The sequence below is a fragment of the Pseudomonas sp. E315 genome, from assembly GCF_055406205.1.
In genome coordinates this window covers 199,069-219,187 of the sequence record NZ_JBUZPJ010000006.1, presented here as the reverse complement: position 1 = coordinate 219,187, position 20,119 = coordinate 199,069, and the positions used below count along the sequence as shown (strand labels likewise).

Here is a 20,119-nt window from a genome sequence, read left to right as displayed (position 1 = left end):
ATTTGCGACGCCAGCCGCAGCCTGTTGGAAGAGGCTGCTGTGGGCGTTAGAACAAGCGGGCGAGGAGGGCAGTGACGGCGGTTTCGACCCGCAGAATACGAGCGCCGAGTTGCACCGGTTGCAGGCCTGCTTTGGCCAGCAGGTCGATTTCGTAGGGGATCCAGCCGCCTTCCGGGCCGATGGCCAGCGTGACCGGCTCATCCAGCCCGCGTGGGCAGTCCGGGTAATCGCCGGGGTGGCCGACCAAGCCTAAAGTGCCGTCTACCAGCGCAGGCAGGCGGTCTTCAACAAAAGGCTTGAAGCGTTTTTCGATGATGATTTCAGGCAACACGCTGTCACGGGCTTGTTCGAGCCCCAGAATCAGCTGTTCGCGAATCGCGTCGGGCTCCAGAAACGGCGTTTGCCAGAAGCTTTTTTCTACTCGGTAACTGTTAACCAACACCACTTTGGGCACGCCCATCGAGGCCACGGTTTGCAGCACCCGGCGCAACATTTTTGGGCGCGGTAACGCCAACAGCAGCGTCAGCGGCAATTTGGCGGGAGGGGGTTGGTCAAGGTTGAGGATTTTAAGTTCAGCTTCTTTGGGTTCAAGCCGTAGCAGTTCTGCGTTGCCCATCAACCCGCCAACGCGCCCAACGCGCAGGTTGTCGCCGATGGTTGCACGGTGAACTTCCTGCATGTGAGTCAGGCGCCGATCGCGCAAGATCACGCGATCAGCGGCAATGAAATCAGCCTCTTCGAGGAGCAGCAGGTTCACGCTTGCGGTGCTGGCGGTTGAGCGTTGGTATCACTTGGTTGCTCGTCGGGATGATCGCCGCGCTTGTTCTTGCTGACCAAGCTGCCAAACAGAATGCCGATTTCAAACAGCATCCACATTGGGATCGCCAGTAACGTCTGGGAGAAGATGTCCGGCGGGGTCAAAATCATGCCCACCACAAAGCAGCCAATGATGACGTAGGGGCGAATTTTGCGCAGGTATTGGACGTCGACAATGCCGATCCATACCAGCAGCACCACGGCCACGGGAATCTCGAATGCCACGCCAAAGGCGAAGAACAGAGTCATCACGAAATCAAGGTAGCTGCTGATGTCGGTCATCATGGCGACCCCTTGCGGGGTGGCGGCAGCGAAGAACTTGAACACCAGCGGGAACACCAGAAAGTAGGCAAACGCCATACCTGCATAGAACAGGAAGATGCTGGACACCAGCAACGGCACGGCGATGCGTTTTTCGTGCTTATACAAGCCAGGCGCGATGAAACCCCAGATTTGGTGCAGGATCACCGGAATCGCAATAAACAGCGAGACCATCATCGTCAGCTTGAGCGGCGTGAGGAACGGCGAGGCCACGTCGGTGGCAATCATTGTTGCGCCAACGGGCAGGTATTCACGCAGCGGCGTCGACACCAGGGTGTAGATCTGCTGAGTGAAGGCAAACAGCCCGGCGAAGATGATGAAAATCGCGGCGATACAGCGCAACAAGCGGGTGCGCAGTTCGGTCAGGTGCGAGACCAGCGGCATTGGCTGGTCGTTTTCAGGCTTGCTCATGCGCTTAGGGGGCTCGCGGTGGCAGGGTTGGGTCGTGTGGCGCTGCCGGTTGAGGCGCAGGCTCGGACGCGGGCTTGCTCAGGCTGACAGGGGCAGGGCTTGGCTCGACGGGCGTTACGGCGGTGGGCACTTCGGTTGGTGCGGCAGGTTTCACGACGTCTTGCAGCGGAGCCAAAATTTTCTTGGCTTCTTCTTCCATCGACATGATGTGTTCGTTGTGCAACTGCCGACGAATTTCGTCGGCGCCGATTTCACGTTCAACTTCCTGTTTGATCGCATTGAAGCTGCGCTTCAAACGCCCAACCCACAAACCCGCGGTACGTGCGGCTCCGGGCAGACGCTCGGGGCCGAGCACCAGCAGGGCCACAAGGCCAACGAGCAGCAGTTCACTGAAGCTGATACCGAACATTAGTTTTGGCTCACACGTCTTTGCGGGTCGGCTCTTCGACTTTTTGTGCCTGCACGTCAATGGTGTGCGGCTCGTTCAAGGTCGAAGTGGTGTGCGGCTGTGGTGCAGCAGTGGGTTGCGCAGGCGGAACCACAGGCTCGGCAGGTTTTTCGTCATCGTTCATGGCTTTGCGAAAGCCTTTGATCGACTCGCCGACGTCAGTGCCCAGGTTTTTCAGTTTTTTGGTTCCGAACACCAGAACAACCACTACCAGAATGACGATCCAGTGTTTCCAGTCAAAAATGCCCATGCCGTGCTCCTTTGCTAAGTGGTTTAGGTGGTTGGCCGTGAGGCTTTTTCCACGTGTCCGGAAGTGCCGATGCGGCGCTCAAGTTCATCAAGTACAGCCTGCGGATGCTGACCCAGTTGAGCGAGCATGATCATACTGTGGAACCACAGGTCGGCGGTTTCGTAGATCACATCGCTGCAATCGCCACTGATGGCGGCGTCTTTGGCAGCAATAATGGTTTCGATCGACTCTTCACCGACCTTTTCCAAAATCTTGTTCAAGCCCTTGTGGTACAGGCTGGCGACGTAAGAGCTGCCGGGTTCGGCATTTTTACGTTCTTCGATCACTTGGGCGACGCGGCTCAAGGTGTCAGTCATGGGAGTGGCCTGCGTGGTAAATGGCGTGCGGGTCTTTAAGTACCGGGTCAACGGTCTTCCATTCGGCGTTTTCGTACACGCGATAGAAGCAGCTCTGACGACCTGTATGGCAGGCGATGTCACCGATTTGCTCAACCATCAGAATGATGACGTCGGCGTCACAGTCCAAGCGCATTTCATGCAGCTTTTGCACATGCCCGGACTCTTCACCTTTGCGCCACAGCTTGCCACGCGAACGTGACCAATAAATAGCGCGATTTTCGGCAGCAGTCAGGCTCAGTGCTTCGCGGTTCATCCAGGCCATCATCAAGACGCGCCCGGTTTTATGGTCTTGGGCAATTGCGGGCACCAGGCCGTCGTTGTCCCATTTGATCTCGTCCTGCCAGTCTTTCATGTTTGACTCCGCCCTAGCGATTCGACAGTTTGCCAGCCTCGCCTAAGAGTGGCTAGAACTCCCTATAGGCGCTGACGCAGGCTGCGCCTAAGATCGGCGCACGATCAGATAAAGGCCCACGGCCAGCAGTATCCCGGCGGGCCAATAACCCGCCGTATGCAGCGGGCCGACACTGGCCAGCAATGCCCCTGCCGCCAAGTGCCCTGCGCCGAGCAAGCGCAAGAACCAGCCATCTTTAGACTCACGCACAATCAACTGCTGGTTTTTGGCGTGGGGTTGCGACAAGCGTTCGAGCAAGTCGCGGGTCATGCCGGCCAAATGCGGGATCTGCTCGACCTGGCTGTGCAGGTTACGCAGCAAGGTTTTAGGGCTGACGCGCTCACGCATCCAGCGCTCAAGGAAAGGCTGGGCTGTGCTCCACAGGTCAAGATCGGGATACAACTGACGGCCCAGCCCTTCGATGTTGAGCAGGGTTTTTTGCAGCAATACCAACTGCGGCTGGACTTCCATGTTGAAGCGTCGAGCGGTCTGGAACAGGCGCATCAGTACCTGACCAAAGGAGATTTCTTTCAGCGGCTTTTCAAAAATCGGTTCGCAGACAGTGCGGATCGCGGCTTCAAACTCGTTGAGTTTGGTGTGCGCGGGCACCCAACCAGAATCAATGTGCAACTGCGCCACACGCCGGTAGTCGCGCTTGAAAAATGCGAACAGGTTGCGAGCCAGATAGTCTTGGTCTTCAGGGGTCAGGCTGCCGACAATGCCGCAGTCGATAGCAATGTACTGCGGGCTCCAAGGGCTCACAGTGCTGACGAAGATGTTGCCGGGGTGCATGTCGGCGTGGAAAAAACTGTCGCGGAACACTTGGGTGAAGAAGATTTCGACCCCGCGTTCGGCCAGCATTTTCATGTCCGTGCGTTGATCGGCCAAGGTGGCCAGATCGGTGACCTGAACCCCGTATATGCGCTCCATCACCAGCACTTTAGGTCGGCACCAGTCCCAGTAAATTTGCGGGACGTAAAGCAGCGGCGAGCCTTCGAAGTTACGCTTGAGCTGGCTGGCGTTGGCCGCCTCGCGCAGTAAGTCGAGTTCGTCGTAAATGGTTTTTTCGTAGTCACTGACCACGTCTACCGGGTGCAGCAAGCGAGCATCGGCGCTTAAACGCTCGGCAACTTTGGCCAGAATGAACAGCCAGGCCAAGTCAGAACCAATAATCGGCTTGAGGCCAGGCCGTACCACCTTGACCACCACTTCTTCGCCGGTTTTGAGTTTGGCTGAGTGAACTTGCGCCACCGAGGCCGAGGCCAGTGGTTCGATGTCAAACCGGCTGAATACGTCACTGATTTTGGCGCCCAGTTGCTCTTCAATCAGCGCGACGGCCAGTTGCGGGTCAAACGGCGGGACACGGTCTTGCAGCAGCATCAGCTCATCGGCGATATCAGCGGGGAGCAGGTCGCGACGGGTGGAGAGGATTTGCCCGAACTTGATAAAGATCGGCCCCAAATCCTGCAACGCCAAGCGCAGAGCTGCGCCGCGGCTCAGCTCCAGCTTTTTACGCGGGAACCAGCGCCACGGCAGTGCATAGCGCAGTGACAGCATCCACCACGGTAAGGGCAGGGCGAACAGCAAGTCATCAAGGCGGTAGCGAATGACGACGCGCTGGATGCGAAACAAACGGCGGATGGCAAGCAGCTTCATGCGTTATCGCTGGAATTGAGGGATCGGCTGAGGCGCTCAAAACGCGCTTCAAGTCGGTCCAGATCGAGTTTGAGTTGGTCCAGTTCGCTAAAACGCGCTTGCGCTTCACGTTCACCGACCAAGGTGCGGGCTTCTTCGCTCAGGTATTCGGCCAGGTTCTGATTAAGGCTGGCGAACCCTTGCTGATACCAATTGGCGCGGCTGCGCACATGACCGCCGATTAATGCTGTGGCCACCGGCCCCAACCAGCGCGAGAGTTCGTACTCCCAGTCCAGCTCCAAGTCTTGCAGCACCGCCGCAAGCTCCATCAGTGCGTGGCTGTCGCCCTCAAGCTCGACTTCAGGGCTGTGCAAAATAGCGCTTTTGTCTTTGCTCAGGGCTAGCCGCAGCAAGCTTGAGGCGGGGGCGCGTAATGTGCAGTCGGCGTCAGCGGCCCATTGGCCGGCCAACAGCAAGCCTTCATCGCTGGGCAGAATAAAGACGTGCAATGCCGGGCTCGCGCATTCGACAGCAATGACCTTGCCGGTCAAGGGCTGCAAGCGCGCCAAGGCAGTGCTGTCCATGCGTAGAACGCGATTAATGCCGTTTTCAACGCTGGCGAGAAGGCCGCGCAGCAACATCAGGGTTTAATGCCGCGGTGCAGTGCAACGATGCCTGAGGTCATGTTGTGATACGTCACGCGGTCAAAACCGGCTTCGACCATCATCGACTTCAGCGTCTCTTGGTTGGGGTGCATACGGATCGATTCGGCCAGATAGCGGTAGCTGTCCGGGTCGTTAAGGATCAGTTTGCCGACCATTGGCATAAAGGCGAACGAGTAAGCGTCGTAAACCTTGGACATCAGCGCGTTGGTGGGTTTGGAGAACTCCAGTACCAGCAAGCGACCGCCCGGCTTGAGCACGCGCAGCATCGAGCGCAAGGCGTCTTCTTTGTGGGTCACGTTACGCAGGCCGAAGGCGATGGTGACGCAATCGAAGTGGTTGTCCGGGAACGGCAGCTTTTCAGCGTCGGCCTGAACGAACTCAATGTTGCCGGCCACACCTTTGTCCAGCAGGCGGTCACGACCGACCTTGAGCATGGAAGCGTTGATGTCGGCCAGCACCACTTGACCAGTAGGGCCAACCAGTTGCGAAAATTTACGAGCCAGGTCGCCAGTGCCGCCGGCAATGTCCAGCACCCGATTACCGGGGCGTACACCCGACAATTCGATTGTGAAACGCTTCCACAGACGGTGCATGCCGCCTGACAGAACGTCGTTCATCAGGTCATATTTACCGGCTACGGAGTGGAAAACCTCGGCGACTTTTTCCGCCTTTTGGCTTTCTGGAACGTTTTTGAAGCCGAAATGCGTGGTGGGTTCGGCATCGCTGCCTTTGCGCTGATCAGTCATATCGCTGTCACCAAAAGAGAATGCTGGCCATTCTAATCCCGGTGGCCGACTTTGTCTTGGCGAGGGTCAATGTAAGTATAGTGACGGCCTTTTCTACTCGGAGTGAACTCATGGCGCGTATCCGCGTTGAACGTACCCATAACCTTGGCCTCGAAGCCGCACGTGAAAAAGCTCAGCCGTTGGTTGAGAAGTTGGCCGGGCAGTACGGGCTGACGCCTAGCTGGTTGGGCGACACCGTGAAACTCAAGCGTTCTGGCGTGAACGGCACGTTGGAAATCGGCGAAAAGAGCGTGAAGGTCGATGTTGAGCTGGGCCTGTTGATGTCAGCGATGAGCGGCATGATTCAATCTGAAATCGAACGCTCGCTGGATAAAGCCCTGTCTTGATGCCGCGCCTGCCTTGCTGCTTGCCCACTTAGCGTCTAAACCTGATGAAGGTGAGCATTTTGTTCACCTTAGTGATGCGACGATCCGGCTCATTGACGTCGCGCCTGCACATTGAGGGGAACACGATGGCTGCTAAGAAACCGGCTGCACAAGAAAGCAATTCGTGGGTGGACAAGGTTGAGCAATATTCACGCAAAATCTGGCTGGCCGGTTTGGGCGTGTACTCGAAGGTCGATACCGATGGCAGCAAGCTGTTTGACAGTTTGGTTAAAGAAGGCGAAAAGGCCGAAAAGCTGACAAAAGCAGCAGCCCCCAAAAGCACCAAGTCTTCTGCCCGCTCCAAGGTTGAGGATGTTAAGGATTTGGCATTAGGCAAGTGGGGCGAGCTGGAAGAGGCTTTTGACAAGCGCCTGAGCAGCGCGATTTCACGTTTGGGTGTACCGAGTCGCGATGAAGTCAAAGCGCTGCACGCCAAGGTTGAGGCGCTGACTAAACACATTGAAAAGCTGACGGCTGCCGCGGCAAAGGTGACTGCGACCAAAACCCCGGTTGCCAGTAAGCCTGCGCTCGTCAAGGTTGCGGCCAAGCCTGCGACTAAAGCGCCGGCCAAACCTGCCGTCAAATCTACCGCCAAAGCGCCTGCGGCAGCGAGCAAGCCTGTAGCCGCCAAACCTGCTGCTAAAAAGCCAGCCGTGAGCAAAAAACCAGCCGCCGCTAAACCACCAACGCCAACGGCGTAATGCTGTTCGCGTAAGCCGCGCTCTACTCGTTAAGGTTGCACGGGTCGTGCGTTTTGTAGGCGCGAGCGTGCTCGCTCCTAGAGTTGGCCTTAAGTGAGCAGCATTAAGCACCAACGGCTACGCAATCAGGCAGAGCGAGTTACAGCATCAACTTGACGATGGACTCTGACGGGTCGCGGGATTTACCGGCTTTTTTCAGCTCTTGCAGATAGTCAGCCCACAATTCTTCTTGGCGAACGGCCAGTTGGTAGAGGTATTCCCACGTAAACAAGCCGCTGTCGTGGCCGTCATCGAAGGTCAGTTTTAGCGCGTATTGGCCTGCGGGCTCGATTTTGCTCAGGCCGACGTTGATCTTGCCCGTTTGCAAAATCGGGTTGCCGTGGCCCTGAACTTCGGCGGACGGAGAGTGCACACGCAAAAATTCCGCCGGCAGGTGATATTCCTCGCCTGAGGGGTATTTAAGGGTCAGTGTTTTTGAGGCTTTGTGCAGGTTGATGGCACTGGGGATCATGGTCATCGCCTTGGGTCTGTCTGAGTGAGCCTACGCCAGAGCATTGCACAAACACAGTAGCCGCTGACGCAACTTGCGCCAGCGGCTACTGGTGGTGTGCAACCCTTCGCGGGTTGGGCTTACAAGATGTAGCGCGAAAGGTCTTCGTTTTCGGCCAACTCGCCCAAGTGGCTGTTGACGTACTCAGCGTCGATGCGAATCGGCTCGTCTTTTTGAGCGCTGGCAATATCGCCGGCGCTGAAAGAGACCTCTTCAAGCAAACGTTCAAGCAGCGTATGCAAACGACGAGCACCGATGTTTTCGGTTTTTTCGTTCACTTGCCAGGCGATTTCTGCCAAACGCTTGATCCCATCAGGCATGAACTCGATGTTCAAGCCTTCGGTTTTCAGCAGTTCGCGGTATTGCTCGGTCAGCGACGCATGCGGTTCGCTCAGGATGCGTTCGAAGTCTTCTGGCGTCAGCGCCTTGAGTTCGACACGAATCGGCAAACGACCTTGCAGTTCAGGCACCAGATCACTTGGTTTGCTCAGGTGGAATGCACCAGAAGCGATAAACAGGATGTGGTCGGTTTTGACCATGCCCAGCTTGGTGTTAACGGTGCAGCCTTCGATCAGTGGCAGCAGGTCGCGCTGAACACCTTCACGGGACACATCCGCGCCGCCAACATTGCCGCGTTTAGCCACTTTGTCGATTTCGTCGATGAACACGATCCCGTGCTGCTCAACGGCTTCAAGTGCTTTGGCCTTGAGTTCTTCGTCGTTAACCAGGCGGCCCGCTTCTTCGTCGCGCACCATCTTCAGGGCTTCTTTGACTTTCAGCTTGCGACTTTTGCGCTTGCCTTTGCCCATGTTGGCAAACAGGCTTTGCAACTGGTTGGTCATTTCTTCCATGCCGGGTGGCGCGGCGATATCAACGCCCACCGAGTCGGCGACTTCGATTTCGATCTCTTTGTCGTCCAACAGGCCTTCACGCAGGCGCTTGCGGAACAGCTGACGCGTGTTGGAGTCTTGCGGCACAGCGGCCTCTTCACCGAAGGTGCGAGCAGGCGGCAGCAATGCGTCGAGGATGCGCTCTTCGGCGGCATCTTCAGCGCGATGACGCACTTTGACGATTTCCTGTTCACGCAGCAGCTTGATCGCCGCGTCAGCCAGATCACGAATGATCGACTCCACATCGCGGCCTACATAGCCGACTTCAGTGAACTTGGTGGCTTCAACCTTGATGAACGGCGCGTTGGCCAGCTTGGCCAGACGGCGAGCGATTTCGGTTTTACCGACACCCGTCGGGCCGATCATCAGGATGTTCTTTGGGGTGACTTCAACGCGCAGCTCTTCAGGCAGCTGCATACGGCGCCAGCGGTTACGCAGCGCAATGGCGACGGCGCGCTTGGCGTCGTCCTGGCCGATGATATGGCGATTAAGTTCGTGGACGATTTCGCGGGGAGTCATGGACATAGTAATTGGCGTTCCTCAAGCAGAAGTAGGGCACACACGGGCCAGCGGGCTGGCCCGGCAGGTGGCTTATTCAGCGAGGTCCTGCTCCTCAATAGTGATGTTGTGGTTGGTGAATACACAGATGTCACCGGCGATACCGAGTGCGGTTTCAGCGATTTCGCGAGCCGACAGGTCGGTTTTCATCAGCAAGGCGCGGGCGGCTGCTTGGGCGAATGCCCCCCCTGAGCCCATTGCGATCAAACCGTCTTCGGGTTCAACTACGTCACCGTTGCCGGTGATGATCAATGACGCGTCTTTATTGGCGACGGCCAGCATGGCCTCCAGACGGCTTAGTGAGCGGTCGGTACGCCATTCTTTGGCCAACTCGACAGCGGCACGCACCAAATGGCCTTGATGTTTTTCAAGCTGACCTTCGAAGCGTTCAAATAACGTGAAAGCATCAGCGGTTGCACCGGCAAAACCAGCGATTACCTGACCGTGGTAGAGGCGGCGGACTTTTTTCGCATTGCCTTTCATCACGGTGTTGCCAAGCGAAACTTGGCCGTCGCCAGCCATGACGACTTTGCCGTGACGGCGTACTGAAACGATGGTGGTCAAGGGAAGAGTCTCCACGCAGCGGGGCGAAAATGCCTGATGGGAATACATATGGGGGTTGTCGCGGATTTTTCAACAGCGGGGAGGGAATGCAGATGAGCGGGGGGTGGGAACACATAAACAGAGGGTGGGACAAAGCGGTAATGGTTTATGAAGAGCTGGGCCAACGATTACAGGCTCCAGCGCTTTAGCAGCCTGCGTGCCTTGTCAGCGCCTACAGCTCCTCAGACTGCGATCTTCAAGATCGCAGTCTGAGGCACTGAATCAGCGGCGTTGTTGCAACAACAAATTACTAAAACCGCTGCCCGCCAATTGCTTTTGGGCCACGGTGAGCTGCTCGCGGTTGCTGAACGGCCCAACCAAAACGCGATACCAGGTTTCATCCTTGACCGTGCCCGCTTCAACCGTAGCGGTTTGCCCTAGCAAAATGATTTGCGCACGCACTTTTTCGGCATCTGCTTGCTTGCGGAACGAGCCCGCTTGCAGGAAGAACTTGGTCACCGGCGCTGCCTTGACCACTGGCGGGGCAGGCGGCGGCGTAATACCGCTTAACGCCGCCTGAGCACGGGCGGTGTCAATCTTGGCCGCTTCAGCTGGCGTGACCGGGGTCAGCGGCGCCGTTTGCGGCGTTGGCAGGGTTTTTTCAGGCACAGCTTCTGGCGGCACGATCACTTCGGACTCGGGCAGCAAGGTGTAGAAGTCGTACTTGGGCTTGGCCGGCTGTGCCGGGCTAGGCGCTGTTTTATTGGCTTCTACGGCTTGTGCTGTTTTTTTCTGCTCTTGCTTGACCCGTTTGACGTCGTCGCCTGTGCCGGGTTCGAGTTTCATCAGAAACACGATAAACGCGCCCACAGTCAGGCCGATGGCCATCCACAGCCAGCCCGGAATCGGCTGTTTGGCGGGCGCCTGATACCGACTGGCGCCGCGCTTGGGTGCAGGTTTTTTCTTTGCGGCCAACTTACATGCGCTCCAGAGTTTCCAGACCCAGCAGCTCCAGGCCTTGCTTGAGAGTACGGCCCGCCAGGGCTGCCAGGCGCAGGCGGCTTTGTTTTTGTGCTTCGTCTTCGGCACTCAGGATCGGGCAGTTCTCGTAGAAACTGGAGAACAAACCCGCCACTTCGTACAGGTAAGTACACAGGGTGTGCGGCGTGCCTTTCTCGGCCACGTTGTTGAGCACTTCACCGAACTGCGCCAGTTTTGCGGCCAGTTCTTGCTCTTGTGGTGCAGCCAGAATGATGCGGCCTTCAACTTGGTCGAAGCTTTTGCCCAGCTTGCGGAACACGCCCGCGACACGGGTGTAGGCATACAGCAGGTAAGGCGCGGTATTGCCTTCAAAGTTCAACATCAGGTCGAAGTTGAAGCTGTAATCGCTGGTGCGGTGCTTGGACAAGTCAGCGTATTTCACGGCGCCAATGCCCACAACTTTGGCGATGGCTCGCAGTTCGTCTTCTGGCAGTTCAGGGTTTTTCTCTTTAACCAGCGCGTAAGCACGTTCTTTGGCTTCGTTGAGCAGGTCGATCAGTTTGACCGTGCCACCGTCGCGGGTCTTGAATGGACGGCCATCGGCGCCGTTCATGGTGCCGAAGCCCATGTGTTCCATTTCCATCGGGTGGGTTACAAAGCCGGCCATGCGCGCAACGGCAAACACTTGCTGGAAGTGCAGCGCTTGACGCTGATCCACGAAATACAGAGCACGGTCGGCTTTTAATACACCGCTGCGATAGCGGATGGCCGCCAAGTCAGTGGTGGCGTACAGGTAGCCGCCGTCAGCCTTAACGATGATTACTGGGAGCGGCTCGCCGTCGGCGTTTTTGAACTCGTCGAGGAACACGCACTGGGCGCCGTTACTCTCGACCAGCATGCCTTTGGCCTTGAGGTCGTTGACCACGTTGATCAGGTCGTCGTTGTAGGCGCTTTCGCCCATCACGTCGGCCATCGTCAGCTTAACGTTCAGTTGTTCGTAAATTTTCTGGCAGTGCGACAGCGAGATGTCTTTGAATTTGGTCCACAGTGCCAGGCAGTCCGGGTCGCCAGCTTGCAGCTTGACCACCAGACCACGGGCGCGGTCGGCAAACTCAGGGGATTCATCAAAGCGCTGTTTGGCAGCGCGGTAGAAGTTTTCCAGATCGGACAGCTCTTCGCTGGTGATCGGGTTTTCTTCCAGATAGGCCATCAACATGCCGAACTGGGTGCCCCAGTCGCCCACGTGGTTTTGACGAATCACTTCGTCGCCCAAAAACTCCAGCACCCGTGCCACGCCGTCACCAATGATGGTGGAGCGCAAATGGCCAACGTGCATTTCTTTGGCCAGGTTAGGTGCCGACATGTCGACGACTGTGCGCTTGGCTGGGCCAGCCTTGCGTACGCCGATTTTAGGGTCGGCCAATGCCGCGTCCAGACGTGACGCCAGCGCTTGGGTGTTCTGGAAGAAGTTCAGGAAGCCAGGGCCTGCAATCTCGGTTTTGCTGATTTGCTCGTCGGCCGGCAGGGCGGCGATGATTTTTTCAGCCAGGTCGCGGGGCTTCATGCCGGCAGGCTTGGCCAACATCATGGCGATGTTGCTGGCGAAGTCGCCGTGAGTCTTGTCACGGGCGTTTTCCACCTGAATCGCTGGCGTCAGGCCTTCAGGCAACACACCTTCTGTGACGAGTTGAGCTAGGGCTTGTTGAATAAGCTGGCGAATGGTGTCTTTCATGGTCTTCTCTTTCGACCGCAAGCGCGGTAGCGCTTCAGTGCGCAGGTGGAAAAACTGGGCATTATCCGTTGCCGTGTCGGCCTTGCCAACCTTAGCAGTCGGGTTATGGATCTGTGGTGCTGATCCCTGTGTTATTCGGGATCATTTCACCCTTATAAGGGTGCATAAATTTGCAGGTGCAAGTTTGCTCGCGATCAAGGGTTTGGCGGTCAGTACAGATCAACCGGATCAACGTCCAACGACCAGCGAACCTGCCGACCGCTGGGCATTTGCTCAAGGATTAATAGCCATTGGCTGAGCAAGCGATGCAGCGGTGCGCGGGCGCTGGCTTGCAGCAACAACTGCGCGCGATAGCGCCCAGCCCGGCGCTCCATCGGCGCGGGCACGGGGCCGAGCAGCTCAATGGCGCTTAAATTCAGTTCGCCCAGCAAACGCTCGGCTTCGCTGCACGCCTCATCCAGAAAAGCCTCAGCCTGCCCCGGCTTATGGGCTTCGGCGCGTAGCAGCGCTAAGTGCGCGAAGGGCGGTAAACCGGCGGCCCGACGCTCGCTCAATGCTTGTTCGGCGAAGGCAAAGTAGCCTTGTTCGGTCAATTGGATCAGCAGCGGGTGGTCGGCCAAGTGGGTTTGGATAATCACCTTGCCAGGTTCTTCGGAACGCCCGGCACGCCCGGCTACTTGAACGATGAGTTGCGCCATGCGCTCGCTGGCGCGGAAGTCGCCCGAGAACAAGCCGCCGTCAGCGTCAAGAATCGACACCAGCGTAACCCTCGGGAAGTGATGGCCTTTGGCGAGCATTTGCGTACCAACCAAAATGCACGGTTGCCCCTTTTGAATGGTGGCAAACAGCTGGTTCATCGCGTCTTTGCGTGAGGTGCTGTCACGATCAACGCGCAGTACCGGGTAGTCCGGAAACAAAATGCCCAATCGCTCTTCGGCGCGCTCAGTCCCCGCGCCTACAGGTCGCAAATCGACTTTGCCGCATTGCGGACAGTGACGAGGCACACGCTCGACGTGACCACAGTGGTGGCAGCGCAATTCGCCAGAACGCTGATGAACGGTCATACGTGCGTCGCATCGCTGGCATTCCGACATCCAGCCGCAGTCATGGCAGAGCAAGGTTGGGGCAAAGCCGCGACGGTTTAGAAACACCAACACTTGTTGGCCTGCCGCGAGGGTTTGGCCGATGGCTTGCTGCATAGGCCCGGAAATACCACTGTCGAGCGGGCGGCTTTTTACATCCAGTCGTAGGAATCGTGGTTGTTTGGCGCCGCCTGCGCGTTCATTCAGGCGCAGCAGGCCGTAACGCCCGGTGTAGGCGTTATGCAGGCTTTCAAGCGAAGGAGTGGCCGAACCCAACACAATCGGAATGTTTTCTTGGCGGGCGCGAACCAGTGCCAGGTCACGTGCGTGGTAGCGCAAACCTTCTTGCTGTTTATAAGAGCCGTCGTGTTCTTCGTCGATGATGATCAGCCCCGGGTTTTTCATCGGAGTGAACAGTGCCGAGCGGGTACCAATAATAATGTCGGCTTCGCCATCACGGGCGGCGAGCCAGCTTTCAAGACGCTCGCGATCATTGACTGCCGAGTGCACGAGCGCGATGCGGGCGTTGAAGCGTTGCTCAAAGCGGGCCAGTGTTTGCGGGCCGAGGTTGATCTCGGGGATCAGTACCAATGCTTGCTTGCCGGCCTCAAGGGTTTCGCGGATCAGTTGCAAATACACTTCGGTTTTGCCGCTGCCTGTGACCCCGGCCAATAAGAAGGCATGAAAATGATCGAAACCTGCCCGAATCGCTTCGTAAGCGGCACGCTGTTCGTTGTTAAGTGGCAGTTCGGGCTGCGCCAGCCAGTGCTCATGGCGTTCGGCCACGGCGTGACGGCGGATCTCGACCTGCACCAACTCTTTGGCTAGCAGCAGGTCGAGGCTGTCTTTGCTTAGCATCAACTTGCTGAGTAGCTGATGCGCCACACCATGCGGGTGTTGAGCGAGGGTGGCCAGTGCTTCACGCTGACGCGGTGCGCGAGCGATGCGCGGGTCGTCGAGACGTGCGCCGGGGGCTATTTGCCAGAAGCGCTCTTGGCGGGCTTCAGCCAGTTCGCCTTGGCGCAGTAATACCGGTAAGGCCCAGCTTAAGGTGTCACCCAAACTGTGCTGGTAATACTGCGAAGTCCACAAGCACAGTTTGAACAGCGATGCGGGCAAGGGCGGTGTGCTGTCGAGCAGCGCGATGGCCGGTTTTAGCTTGTCGGCGGGCACTTCGCTGTGATCGACCACTTCGACCAGAATGCCAATCATCTCGCGTCGCCCAAATGGCACCCGTAAGCGCATGCCAGGCTGTAATTGACTGCGCACCACGCCCGCAGGCGCCCGGTAATCAAACAGGCGGCGCAAGGGTGAAGGCAGGGCAAGGCGCAAAATGGCGTCGGGCACGCGGGGCTCTCAAGTGATGAACGGCAAAGATGGCCCGGAGCCTAGCAGACAACGCACTCAGGGACTAAAAGGCAGGTGTTTTAATCGCTAAAGAATTTGGATGGAGCATGCTTGGCCGCTTGCGTCAATGCAAAGGTCTGGTATTATCGGCGCCCTAAATTTACGTGCGGTATTCAACAATGGTGTTGAGTGGCGGCACGCTAGCCTGAGGAATACCCCATGAAAGCCGATATCCATCCAGCGTACGAAGTGATTGCAGTAACTTGCAGCTGCGGCAACAAGTTCGAAACTCGTTCGAACCTGTGCAAGCCACTGGGCACTGACGTATGCAACGAGTGCCACCCGTTCTACACCGGTAAGCAAAAAACTCTGGACGTTGGCGGTCGTGTTGATCGCTTCAAAACTCGTTTCGGTGCTTTCGGCGCTACGAAAAAAGCCGCCGAGTAAGGCGCATGACCTCGGGCAGCCTTTTTGGTCTGGCCAGGTTATTGAAAAAGGCGTCCCTTGTGGGCGCCTTTTTTGTGCCTGCGATTTGGCTATCAAACGTAAACGCTCAGGTGCTGTGTCCGGCGCCAGCGGCGTTGTCTTACGCGCAAGTGGAGCGCGTGGTCGATGGCGACACTTTGCGCCTCAAGGACGGGCGCAGCGTACGCATGATCGGCATCAATGCCCCGGAAACAGGCAAGAAAGGCCAGTCCGACGAACCGTATGCGGTCGCAGCTCGTAAACGTCTGCAAGATTTGGTGGCGCAGAGTGACGGGCGTGTGGGCTTGCGGGCGGGCAAACAGGCCCAAGACCGTTACGGGCGCACGTTAGCCCATGTGTTTGGTGCTGATGGCAGCAACCTTGAGGCTCAGTTGCTGGCCGATGGCTTGGCTTATCAGGTCGCAATCGCCCCGAATGTCGAATTGCTCAGTTGTCAGCAAGCCGCAGAGCATTCTGCTCGATCAGCCGCTCGGGGCTTGTGGCGGCAGCCTCCTGTGCTTGCGCCGCAACAAATCATCCGTTCAGGTTTTGCGCTGGTGGGTGGCAAGGTCAGTAAGGTGCAACGCAATCGCGGCGGGGTTTGGATCGATCTTCAAGGCGGTTTGGTGCTGCACGTTGCGCCCAATCAGTTGAAGAACTTTGATCAAAAAACCCTCACTAACCTGCAAGGCAAGCAGGTCGAGGCGCGGGGCTGGGTGCTGGATCGTTCGCGGCGAGGGGGTTTGAAGTCAGGGCAGGCACGTTGGATGCTGACGTTGACTCATCAAGGGATGCTGAATATTGCAGCGTATTAAAAATTGTAGACAATTTTTAATACGGATTGTGAACACTGTAGCCCTTGCGGGCCGCGGCTCTTGGCCCAAAGTCGTAGGGTAAAGCCCTTGACACTGCTGACTGGTCAGTCTTGTCGGGACTTTGCGACACGCGTATGCTCGGCGATCCGTCTGTCCAACAGCAAAAAAGCGGAATGCCAACATGTCTGATTTAAAAACCGCCGCTCTCGAATATCATGCCCAGCCCCGTCCAGGGAAACTGAGTGTCGAGCTCACCAAACCAACCGCTACAGCCCGCGATCTAGCGCTGGCTTACAGCCCGGGTGTAGCCGAACCAGTGCGCGAAATCGCCCGCGATCCTGAGCTGGCCTACAAGTACACCGGCAAGGGCAACCTGGTCGCAGTTATTTCTGATGGCACCGCGATTTTGGGCCTGGGTAACCTCGGCCCATTGGCTTCCAAGCCAGTTATGGAAGGCAAAGGCGTGCTGTTCAAGCGCTTTGCCGGTATCGATGTATTTGACATCGAAGTCGATGCTGAGAGCCCACAGGCTTTCATCGACACCGTTAAACGTATTTCCATCACCTTCGGCGGCATCAACCTCGAAGACATCAAAGCCCCTGAGTGCTTTGAAATCGAACGTGCTCTGATCGAGCAGTGCGATATTCCTGTTTTCCACGATGACCAGCATGGCACCGCGATCGTTACCGCAGCCGGCATGATCAACGCCTTGGAAATCGCTGGCAAAACCCTGTCTGACGCCAAAATCGTCTGCCTGGGTGCTGGCGCTGCGGCCATCTCCTGCATGAAGTTGCTGGTGAGCATGGGTGCTACCCTCGAAAACATCTTCATGGTTGACCGTACCGGCGTGATCCACTCCGGCCGTGACGACCTGAACCAGTACAAGGCTGTGTTTGCGCACGCTACCGAGAAGCGCACGCTGGCTGATGCTCTGCAAGGCGCTGACGTGTTTGTGGGCTTGTCCGGCCCGAACCTGCTGAGCGCTGAAGGCCTGAAGTCGATGGCTGCAAGCCCAATCGTGTTCGCGTGCTCTAACCCTGATCCAGAAATCGCACCAGAGCTGGCTCACGCCACTCGCGACGACGTAATCATGGCTACTGGCCGTTCGGACTACCCGAACCAAGTGAACAACGTGCTGGGCTTCCCGTTCATCTTCCGTGGTGCTCTGGACGTTCGCGCCAAGCGCATCAACGAAGAAATGAAAATCGCAGCGGCCAACGCATTGCGTGAACTGGCCAAACTGCCAGTGCCACAAGAAGTGTGCGACGCCTACGGCGGCATCAAGCTGGAATTCGGTCGTGAGTACATCATCCCGAAACCAATGGACGCTCGCCTGATCACCGTGATCTCTGATGCTGTGGCCAAAGCTGCCATCGAGACCGGTGTTGCTACTCTGCCGTACCCGAAGAACTACCCGCTCAAAAGCGTGGATGACGTGTTCAACGGTTAAGTAAACGCCCAAAAATAAACCCGGCCTTGGCCGGGTTTTTTTATGCGCTGTGGTTAGCGATCAGAACAAGTCGATTGGCGCACCATCGTCTGCGGGCAGTGGGCTGCCCGGCGCTACGCCGTTGCCCAGCTCGCTGTTGGACGGTGGCGTGTCTTCGCTCTTGAACAGCTCAAAGTACGCGCCGGGGGTGCCTGGCGATGCAATGCGGCCGCTCACGGGGTCAACCCGCAGGCTCAGGATGCCTTCTGGTTCAGGCTGGGTGTGGGCAGGTTTGCCCTTGAGCGCACCGCCCATGTAGTTGATCCAGATCGGCAGAGCAACAGTGCCGCCATATTCGCGACGACCCAGGCTTTCTGGCTGGTCGAAACCTGTCCATACGGTGGTCACGTAATCGGCGTTGTAGCCGGAGAACCACGCATCCTTGGACTCGTTGGTCGTACCGGTTTTGCCTGCCAGATCAGTGCGGCCCAGCGACAGGGCGCGACGGCCTGTGCCCAGCTTGATGACGTCTTGCAGCATGCTGGTGAGGATGTAAGTGGTGCGCCCGTCGACGATGCGTTCAGCCACTGCTTGAGTTTCGGTGGTGGGCAGGCCGGGTGCTGCGTTGATCGTGTCGATGGTCAGCGCTTCGGCTTCGGCGGGCACGTCTTTGCTTGCGCTTTTCGGCACGCTTGGCGGGTTGGCTACAAACAAGGTTTCGCCATTACGGCTTTCGATCTTGTCGATCAGGTAGGGCGTGATCTTGTAGCCGCCGTTGGCAAAAGTGCTCCAGCCCGTAGCGACTTCCATTGGTGTCAACGTAGCGGTGCCCAATGCCAGCGACAGGTTGCGCGGCAGGTCCTGCTTGTTGAAACCAAATTTGCTGATGTAGTCCACGGTGCGGTCGACGCCCAAGCTTTGCAGCAAGCGGATCGACACCAGGTTACGCGACTTGTACAGCGCCTCACGTACACGGATCGGGCCCAGGAAGGTATTGGTGTCGTTCTTTGGGCGCCACACTTTGTCCAAGTACTCATCGACAAACACGATGGGCGCGTCATTGACCAAAGTGGCGGCGGTGTAGCCGTTGTCCAGTGCAGCGCTGTACACAAATGGCTTGAAGCTGGAGCCGGGTTGGCGTTTTGCCTGCATGGCGCGGTTGTAGTTACTTTGCTCGAAGGCAAAGCCGCCGACCAATGAGCGTATGGCACCGTTGTTGGGGTCAAGCGATACCAATGCGCCTTGCACGTTCGGCACTTGGCTGAACTTGAGGCTGCCATCGGCTTGTGGTTGCACGCGAATCAAATCACCGACTTGCGCCACATCGGAGGGTTGCTTGGGCATTGGGCCCATGCTGTTGGTGTTAAGGAAACGTCGCGCCCATTTCATGCTGTCCCATGACACATGAGCTTCGCCGGTACGGGTCAGCACCTGCAGGCCGTCTTTTTCGACCTGCGTGACGATGGCAGGCTCAAGGCCGCTGATGGGGCGCTGTTTAGCGAGTTCTTGAGTCCATACGGCCAGCGTTTTGCCCGCAAAGCGTGACTCCGGGCCGCGATAACCGTGACGTTGATCGTAGGCGATCAGGCCTTCGTGAACAGCGTTATTGGCCAGTTCTTGAAGGTCGCTTGGTACCGTGGTGGTCACGCGGAAACCTTCGGTATACGCCTCGCTGCCATAGCGGCCGACCATTTCGGCTCGGGCCATTTCAGCGATGTAAGGTGCGCTCACTTCTGGGGTTGGCACGTGATAGCTGGCGTTCACCGGTTCGGCGATTGCAGTTTCGTAGCTGTTTTTGTCGATTTTGCCGAGCTTGTACATGCGGCCCAAAATCCAGTCGCGACGCTCTTTGCTGCGTACCGGGTTAGCCAGCGGATTGAAGCGCGAAGGGGCTTTAGGTAGGCCGGCAATCATCGCCATCTGCGCCAAGCTCAGGTCGCGGATCGACTTGCCGTAGTAAACCTGCGCAGCGGCTTCGATGCCGTACGCGCGGTTACCCAGATAAATTTTGTTCACGTACAGCTCAAGGATTTCATCCTTGGTCAGCTCGCGTTCTATTTCCAGCGCCAACAGAATTTCGTTGGTTTTGCGGGAAAAGCTCCGCTCACTGGATAGGAAATAGTTCTTCGCCACCTGCATGGTGATGGTGCTGCCACCCGATTGTATGTGTCCGCTTTTTACCAACTGGGTTGCGGCACGCATCAGGCTACTGGGGTCGACCCCGTAATGATTGGCGAAGTTGTCATCCTCTGCTGAGAGCAAAGCATTGATGAAATTGGGGGGAATGTCGGCGAACTTGATGGGAGAGCGGCGCATTTCGCCAAACTCTGCAATCAATTTGCCGTCGCTGGTGTAGACCCGCAAAGGAATCTGCAACTGGATGCTTCTCAACGACTCTACGGACGGCAAGCCAGGACTAAGATAGAGAAACGCGCCGCTCAAGCCGAGCAGGAGCCCGCAGAACACAGCAACGAATGACCACCCGAAAAACTTCAGCAGACGAATCAAGGCTTTTGGATT

21 protein-coding genes are annotated in these 20,119 nt (G+C 57.3%); 5 read left to right on the top strand and 16 right to left on the bottom strand.

Going from position 1 to position 20,119, the window contains the following annotated elements:
• Window positions 1–46 precede the first annotated feature (46 nt).
• From ACZRJQ_RS11435 to ubiE, 9 genes are all read right to left on the bottom strand, one after another.
• Entirely contained in the window at window positions 47–757 is a 711-nt protein-coding gene (locus ACZRJQ_RS11435) for a 16S rRNA (uracil(1498)-N(3))-methyltransferase (RefSeq protein ID WP_463978465.1), read from the bottom strand.
• Window positions 754–1,548, bottom strand: a complete 795-nt coding sequence (gene tatC / locus ACZRJQ_RS11430; protein ID WP_463978464.1) for a twin-arginine translocase subunit TatC — start codon at window positions 1,546–1,548, stop codon at window positions 754–756. The genes ACZRJQ_RS11435 and tatC overlap by 4 nt, the downstream gene beginning before the upstream one ends.
• A gap of 4 nt (window positions 1,549–1,552) precedes the next feature.
• Window positions 1,553–1,957, bottom strand: a complete 405-nt coding sequence (gene tatB, locus ACZRJQ_RS11425) for a Sec-independent protein translocase protein TatB (RefSeq protein ID WP_463978463.1) — start codon at window positions 1,955–1,957, stop codon at window positions 1,553–1,555.
• 10 nt (window positions 1,958–1,967) lie between these two features.
• Window positions 1,968–2,246 carry a twin-arginine translocase TatA/TatE family subunit gene (locus ACZRJQ_RS11420; RefSeq protein WP_019825245.1) on the bottom strand — a complete coding sequence of 93 codons (279 nt, stop codon included), beginning with the start codon at window positions 2,244–2,246 and terminating at the stop codon, window positions 1,968–1,970.
• 23 nt (window positions 2,247–2,269) lie between these two features.
• Window positions 2,270–2,602 carry a phosphoribosyl-ATP diphosphatase gene (locus tag ACZRJQ_RS11415; protein WP_463978462.1) on the bottom strand — a complete coding sequence of 111 codons (333 nt, stop codon included), beginning with the start codon at window positions 2,600–2,602 and terminating at the stop codon, window positions 2,270–2,272.
• Entirely contained in the window at window positions 2,595–2,996 is a 402-nt protein-coding gene (gene hisI, locus ACZRJQ_RS11410) for a phosphoribosyl-AMP cyclohydrolase (RefSeq protein WP_463978461.1), read from the bottom strand. The genes ACZRJQ_RS11415 and hisI overlap by 8 nt, the downstream gene beginning before the upstream one ends.
• Before the next feature lie 87 nt (window positions 2,997–3,083).
• Window positions 3,084–4,691, bottom strand: coding sequence for a ubiquinone biosynthesis regulatory protein kinase UbiB (gene ubiB / locus ACZRJQ_RS11405; RefSeq protein WP_463978460.1), 1,608 nt, complete (start codon window positions 4,689–4,691; stop codon window positions 3,084–3,086).
• Window positions 4,688–5,311 (bottom strand): ubiquinone biosynthesis accessory factor UbiJ, encoded by a 624-nt coding sequence (locus ACZRJQ_RS11400; RefSeq protein WP_463978459.1) that lies wholly within the window; start codon window positions 5,309–5,311, stop codon window positions 4,688–4,690. The genes ubiB and ACZRJQ_RS11400 overlap by 4 nt, the downstream gene beginning before the upstream one ends.
• Entirely contained in the window at window positions 5,311–6,081 is a 771-nt protein-coding gene (ubiE, locus tag ACZRJQ_RS11395; protein ID WP_463978458.1) for a bifunctional demethylmenaquinone methyltransferase/2-methoxy-6-polyprenyl-1,4-benzoquinol methylase UbiE, read from the bottom strand. The genes ACZRJQ_RS11400 and ubiE overlap by 1 nt, the downstream gene beginning before the upstream one ends.
• Before the next feature lie 110 nt (window positions 6,082–6,191).
• Here ubiE and ACZRJQ_RS11390 point away from each other — a divergent pair, with 110 nt between their 5' ends.
• Both ACZRJQ_RS11390 and ACZRJQ_RS11385 read left to right on the top strand, forming a co-directional pair.
• Window positions 6,192–6,467 (top strand): polyhydroxyalkanoic acid system family protein, encoded by a 276-nt coding sequence (locus tag ACZRJQ_RS11390; protein ID WP_463978457.1) that lies wholly within the window; start codon window positions 6,192–6,194, stop codon window positions 6,465–6,467.
• A 125-nt stretch (window positions 6,468–6,592) separates the two neighbouring features.
• A complete protein-coding gene (locus ACZRJQ_RS11385) occupies window positions 6,593–7,207 on the top strand; it encodes a phasin family protein (RefSeq protein WP_463978456.1) in 615 nt (204 codons plus the stop codon).
• A gap of 139 nt (window positions 7,208–7,346) precedes the next feature.
• Here ACZRJQ_RS11385 and ACZRJQ_RS11380 read toward each other — a convergent pair whose 3' ends face one another.
• From ACZRJQ_RS11380 to ACZRJQ_RS11355, 6 genes are all read right to left on the bottom strand, one after another.
• Window positions 7,347–7,718 (bottom strand): gamma-butyrobetaine hydroxylase family protein, encoded by a 372-nt coding sequence (locus tag ACZRJQ_RS11380; protein WP_463978455.1) that lies wholly within the window; start codon window positions 7,716–7,718, stop codon window positions 7,347–7,349.
• Window positions 7,719–7,837: 119 nt separating this feature from the next.
• The gene (gene hslU, locus ACZRJQ_RS11375; RefSeq protein ID WP_463978454.1) at window positions 7,838–9,172 is read right to left on the bottom strand and encodes an ATP-dependent protease ATPase subunit HslU; all 1,335 of its coding nucleotides are present in this window, start codon (window positions 9,170–9,172) and stop codon (window positions 7,838–7,840) included.
• Window positions 9,173–9,238: 66 nt separating this feature from the next.
• Window positions 9,239–9,769, bottom strand: coding sequence for an ATP-dependent protease subunit HslV (hslV, locus tag ACZRJQ_RS11370; RefSeq protein WP_003438754.1), 531 nt, complete (start codon window positions 9,767–9,769; stop codon window positions 9,239–9,241).
• A gap of 261 nt (window positions 9,770–10,030) precedes the next feature.
• A complete protein-coding gene (locus ACZRJQ_RS11365) occupies window positions 10,031–10,723 on the bottom strand; it encodes an SPOR domain-containing protein (protein WP_463978453.1) in 693 nt (230 codons plus the stop codon).
• Window position 10,724: 1 nt separating this feature from the next.
• Window positions 10,725–12,461: an arginine--tRNA ligase gene (gene argS, locus ACZRJQ_RS11360; RefSeq protein ID WP_463978452.1), complete on the bottom strand. Its 1,737-nt coding sequence runs from the start codon at window positions 12,459–12,461 to the stop codon at window positions 10,725–10,727.
• Window positions 12,462–12,670: 209 nt separating this feature from the next.
• The gene (locus ACZRJQ_RS11355) at window positions 12,671–14,890 is read right to left on the bottom strand and encodes a primosomal protein N' (protein WP_463978451.1); all 2,220 of its coding nucleotides are present in this window, start codon (window positions 14,888–14,890) and stop codon (window positions 12,671–12,673) included.
• 219 nt (window positions 14,891–15,109) lie between these two features.
• Here ACZRJQ_RS11355 and rpmE point away from each other — a divergent pair, with 219 nt between their 5' ends.
• From rpmE to ACZRJQ_RS11340, 3 genes are all read left to right on the top strand, one after another.
• The gene (gene rpmE / locus ACZRJQ_RS11350; RefSeq protein WP_463978450.1) at window positions 15,110–15,337 is read left to right on the top strand and encodes a 50S ribosomal protein L31; all 228 of its coding nucleotides are present in this window, start codon (window positions 15,110–15,112) and stop codon (window positions 15,335–15,337) included.
• Between the two features lie 5 nt (window positions 15,338–15,342).
• Window positions 15,343–16,170: a thermonuclease family protein gene (locus tag ACZRJQ_RS11345; RefSeq protein WP_463978449.1), complete on the top strand. Its 828-nt coding sequence runs from the start codon at window positions 15,343–15,345 to the stop codon at window positions 16,168–16,170.
• A 181-nt stretch (window positions 16,171–16,351) separates the two neighbouring features.
• Entirely contained in the window at window positions 16,352–17,620 is a 1,269-nt protein-coding gene (locus ACZRJQ_RS11340; RefSeq protein ID WP_463978448.1) for a malic enzyme-like NAD(P)-binding protein, read from the top strand.
• A 60-nt stretch (window positions 17,621–17,680) separates the two neighbouring features.
• Here ACZRJQ_RS11340 and ACZRJQ_RS11335 read toward each other — a convergent pair whose 3' ends face one another.
• A complete protein-coding gene (locus ACZRJQ_RS11335) occupies window positions 17,681–20,104 on the bottom strand; it encodes a penicillin-binding protein 1A (protein ID WP_463978499.1) in 2,424 nt (807 codons plus the stop codon).
• Window positions 20,105–20,119: the final 15 nt, after the last annotated feature.

Coding starts and splice junctions, on each gene's coding strand:
- argS (WP_463978452.1), bottom strand. CDS start 12,461: ATGAAAGACACCATTCGCCAGCTTATTCAACAAGCCCTAGCTCAACTC.
- tatC (WP_463978464.1), bottom strand. CDS start 1,548: ATGAGCAAGCCTGAAAACGACCAGCCAATGCCGCTGGTCTCGCACCTG.
- ACZRJQ_RS11400 (WP_463978459.1), bottom strand. CDS start 5,311: ATGTTGCTGCGCGGCCTTCTCGCCAGCGTTGAAAACGGCATTAATCGC.
- ubiB (WP_463978460.1), bottom strand. CDS start 4,691: ATGAAGCTGCTTGCCATCCGCCGTTTGTTTCGCATCCAGCGCGTCGTC.
- ACZRJQ_RS11420 (WP_019825245.1), bottom strand. CDS start 2,246: ATGGGCATTTTTGACTGGAAACACTGGATCGTCATTCTGGTAGTGGTT.
- ACZRJQ_RS11390 (WP_463978457.1), top strand. CDS start 6,192: ATGGCGCGTATCCGCGTTGAACGTACCCATAACCTTGGCCTCGAAGCC.
- ACZRJQ_RS11415 (WP_463978462.1), bottom strand. CDS start 2,602: ATGACTGACACCTTGAGCCGCGTCGCCCAAGTGATCGAAGAACGTAAA.
- tatB (WP_463978463.1), bottom strand. CDS start 1,957: ATGTTCGGTATCAGCTTCAGTGAACTGCTGCTCGTTGGCCTTGTGGCC.
- ACZRJQ_RS11345 (WP_463978449.1), top strand. CDS start 15,343: ATGACCTCGGGCAGCCTTTTTGGTCTGGCCAGGTTATTGAAAAAGGCG.
- ACZRJQ_RS11385 (WP_463978456.1), top strand. CDS start 6,593: ATGGCTGCTAAGAAACCGGCTGCACAAGAAAGCAATTCGTGGGTGGAC.
- ACZRJQ_RS11340 (WP_463978448.1), top strand. CDS start 16,352: ATGTCTGATTTAAAAACCGCCGCTCTCGAATATCATGCCCAGCCCCGT.
- ubiE (WP_463978458.1), bottom strand. CDS start 6,081: ATGACTGATCAGCGCAAAGGCAGCGATGCCGAACCCACCACGCATTTC.
- hisI (WP_463978461.1), bottom strand. CDS start 2,996: ATGAAAGACTGGCAGGACGAGATCAAATGGGACAACGACGGCCTGGTG.
- hslU (WP_463978454.1), bottom strand. CDS start 9,172: ATGTCCATGACTCCCCGCGAAATCGTCCACGAACTTAATCGCCATATC.
- rpmE (WP_463978450.1), top strand. CDS start 15,110: ATGAAAGCCGATATCCATCCAGCGTACGAAGTGATTGCAGTAACTTGC.
- ACZRJQ_RS11380 (WP_463978455.1), bottom strand. CDS start 7,718: ATGATCCCCAGTGCCATCAACCTGCACAAAGCCTCAAAAACACTGACC.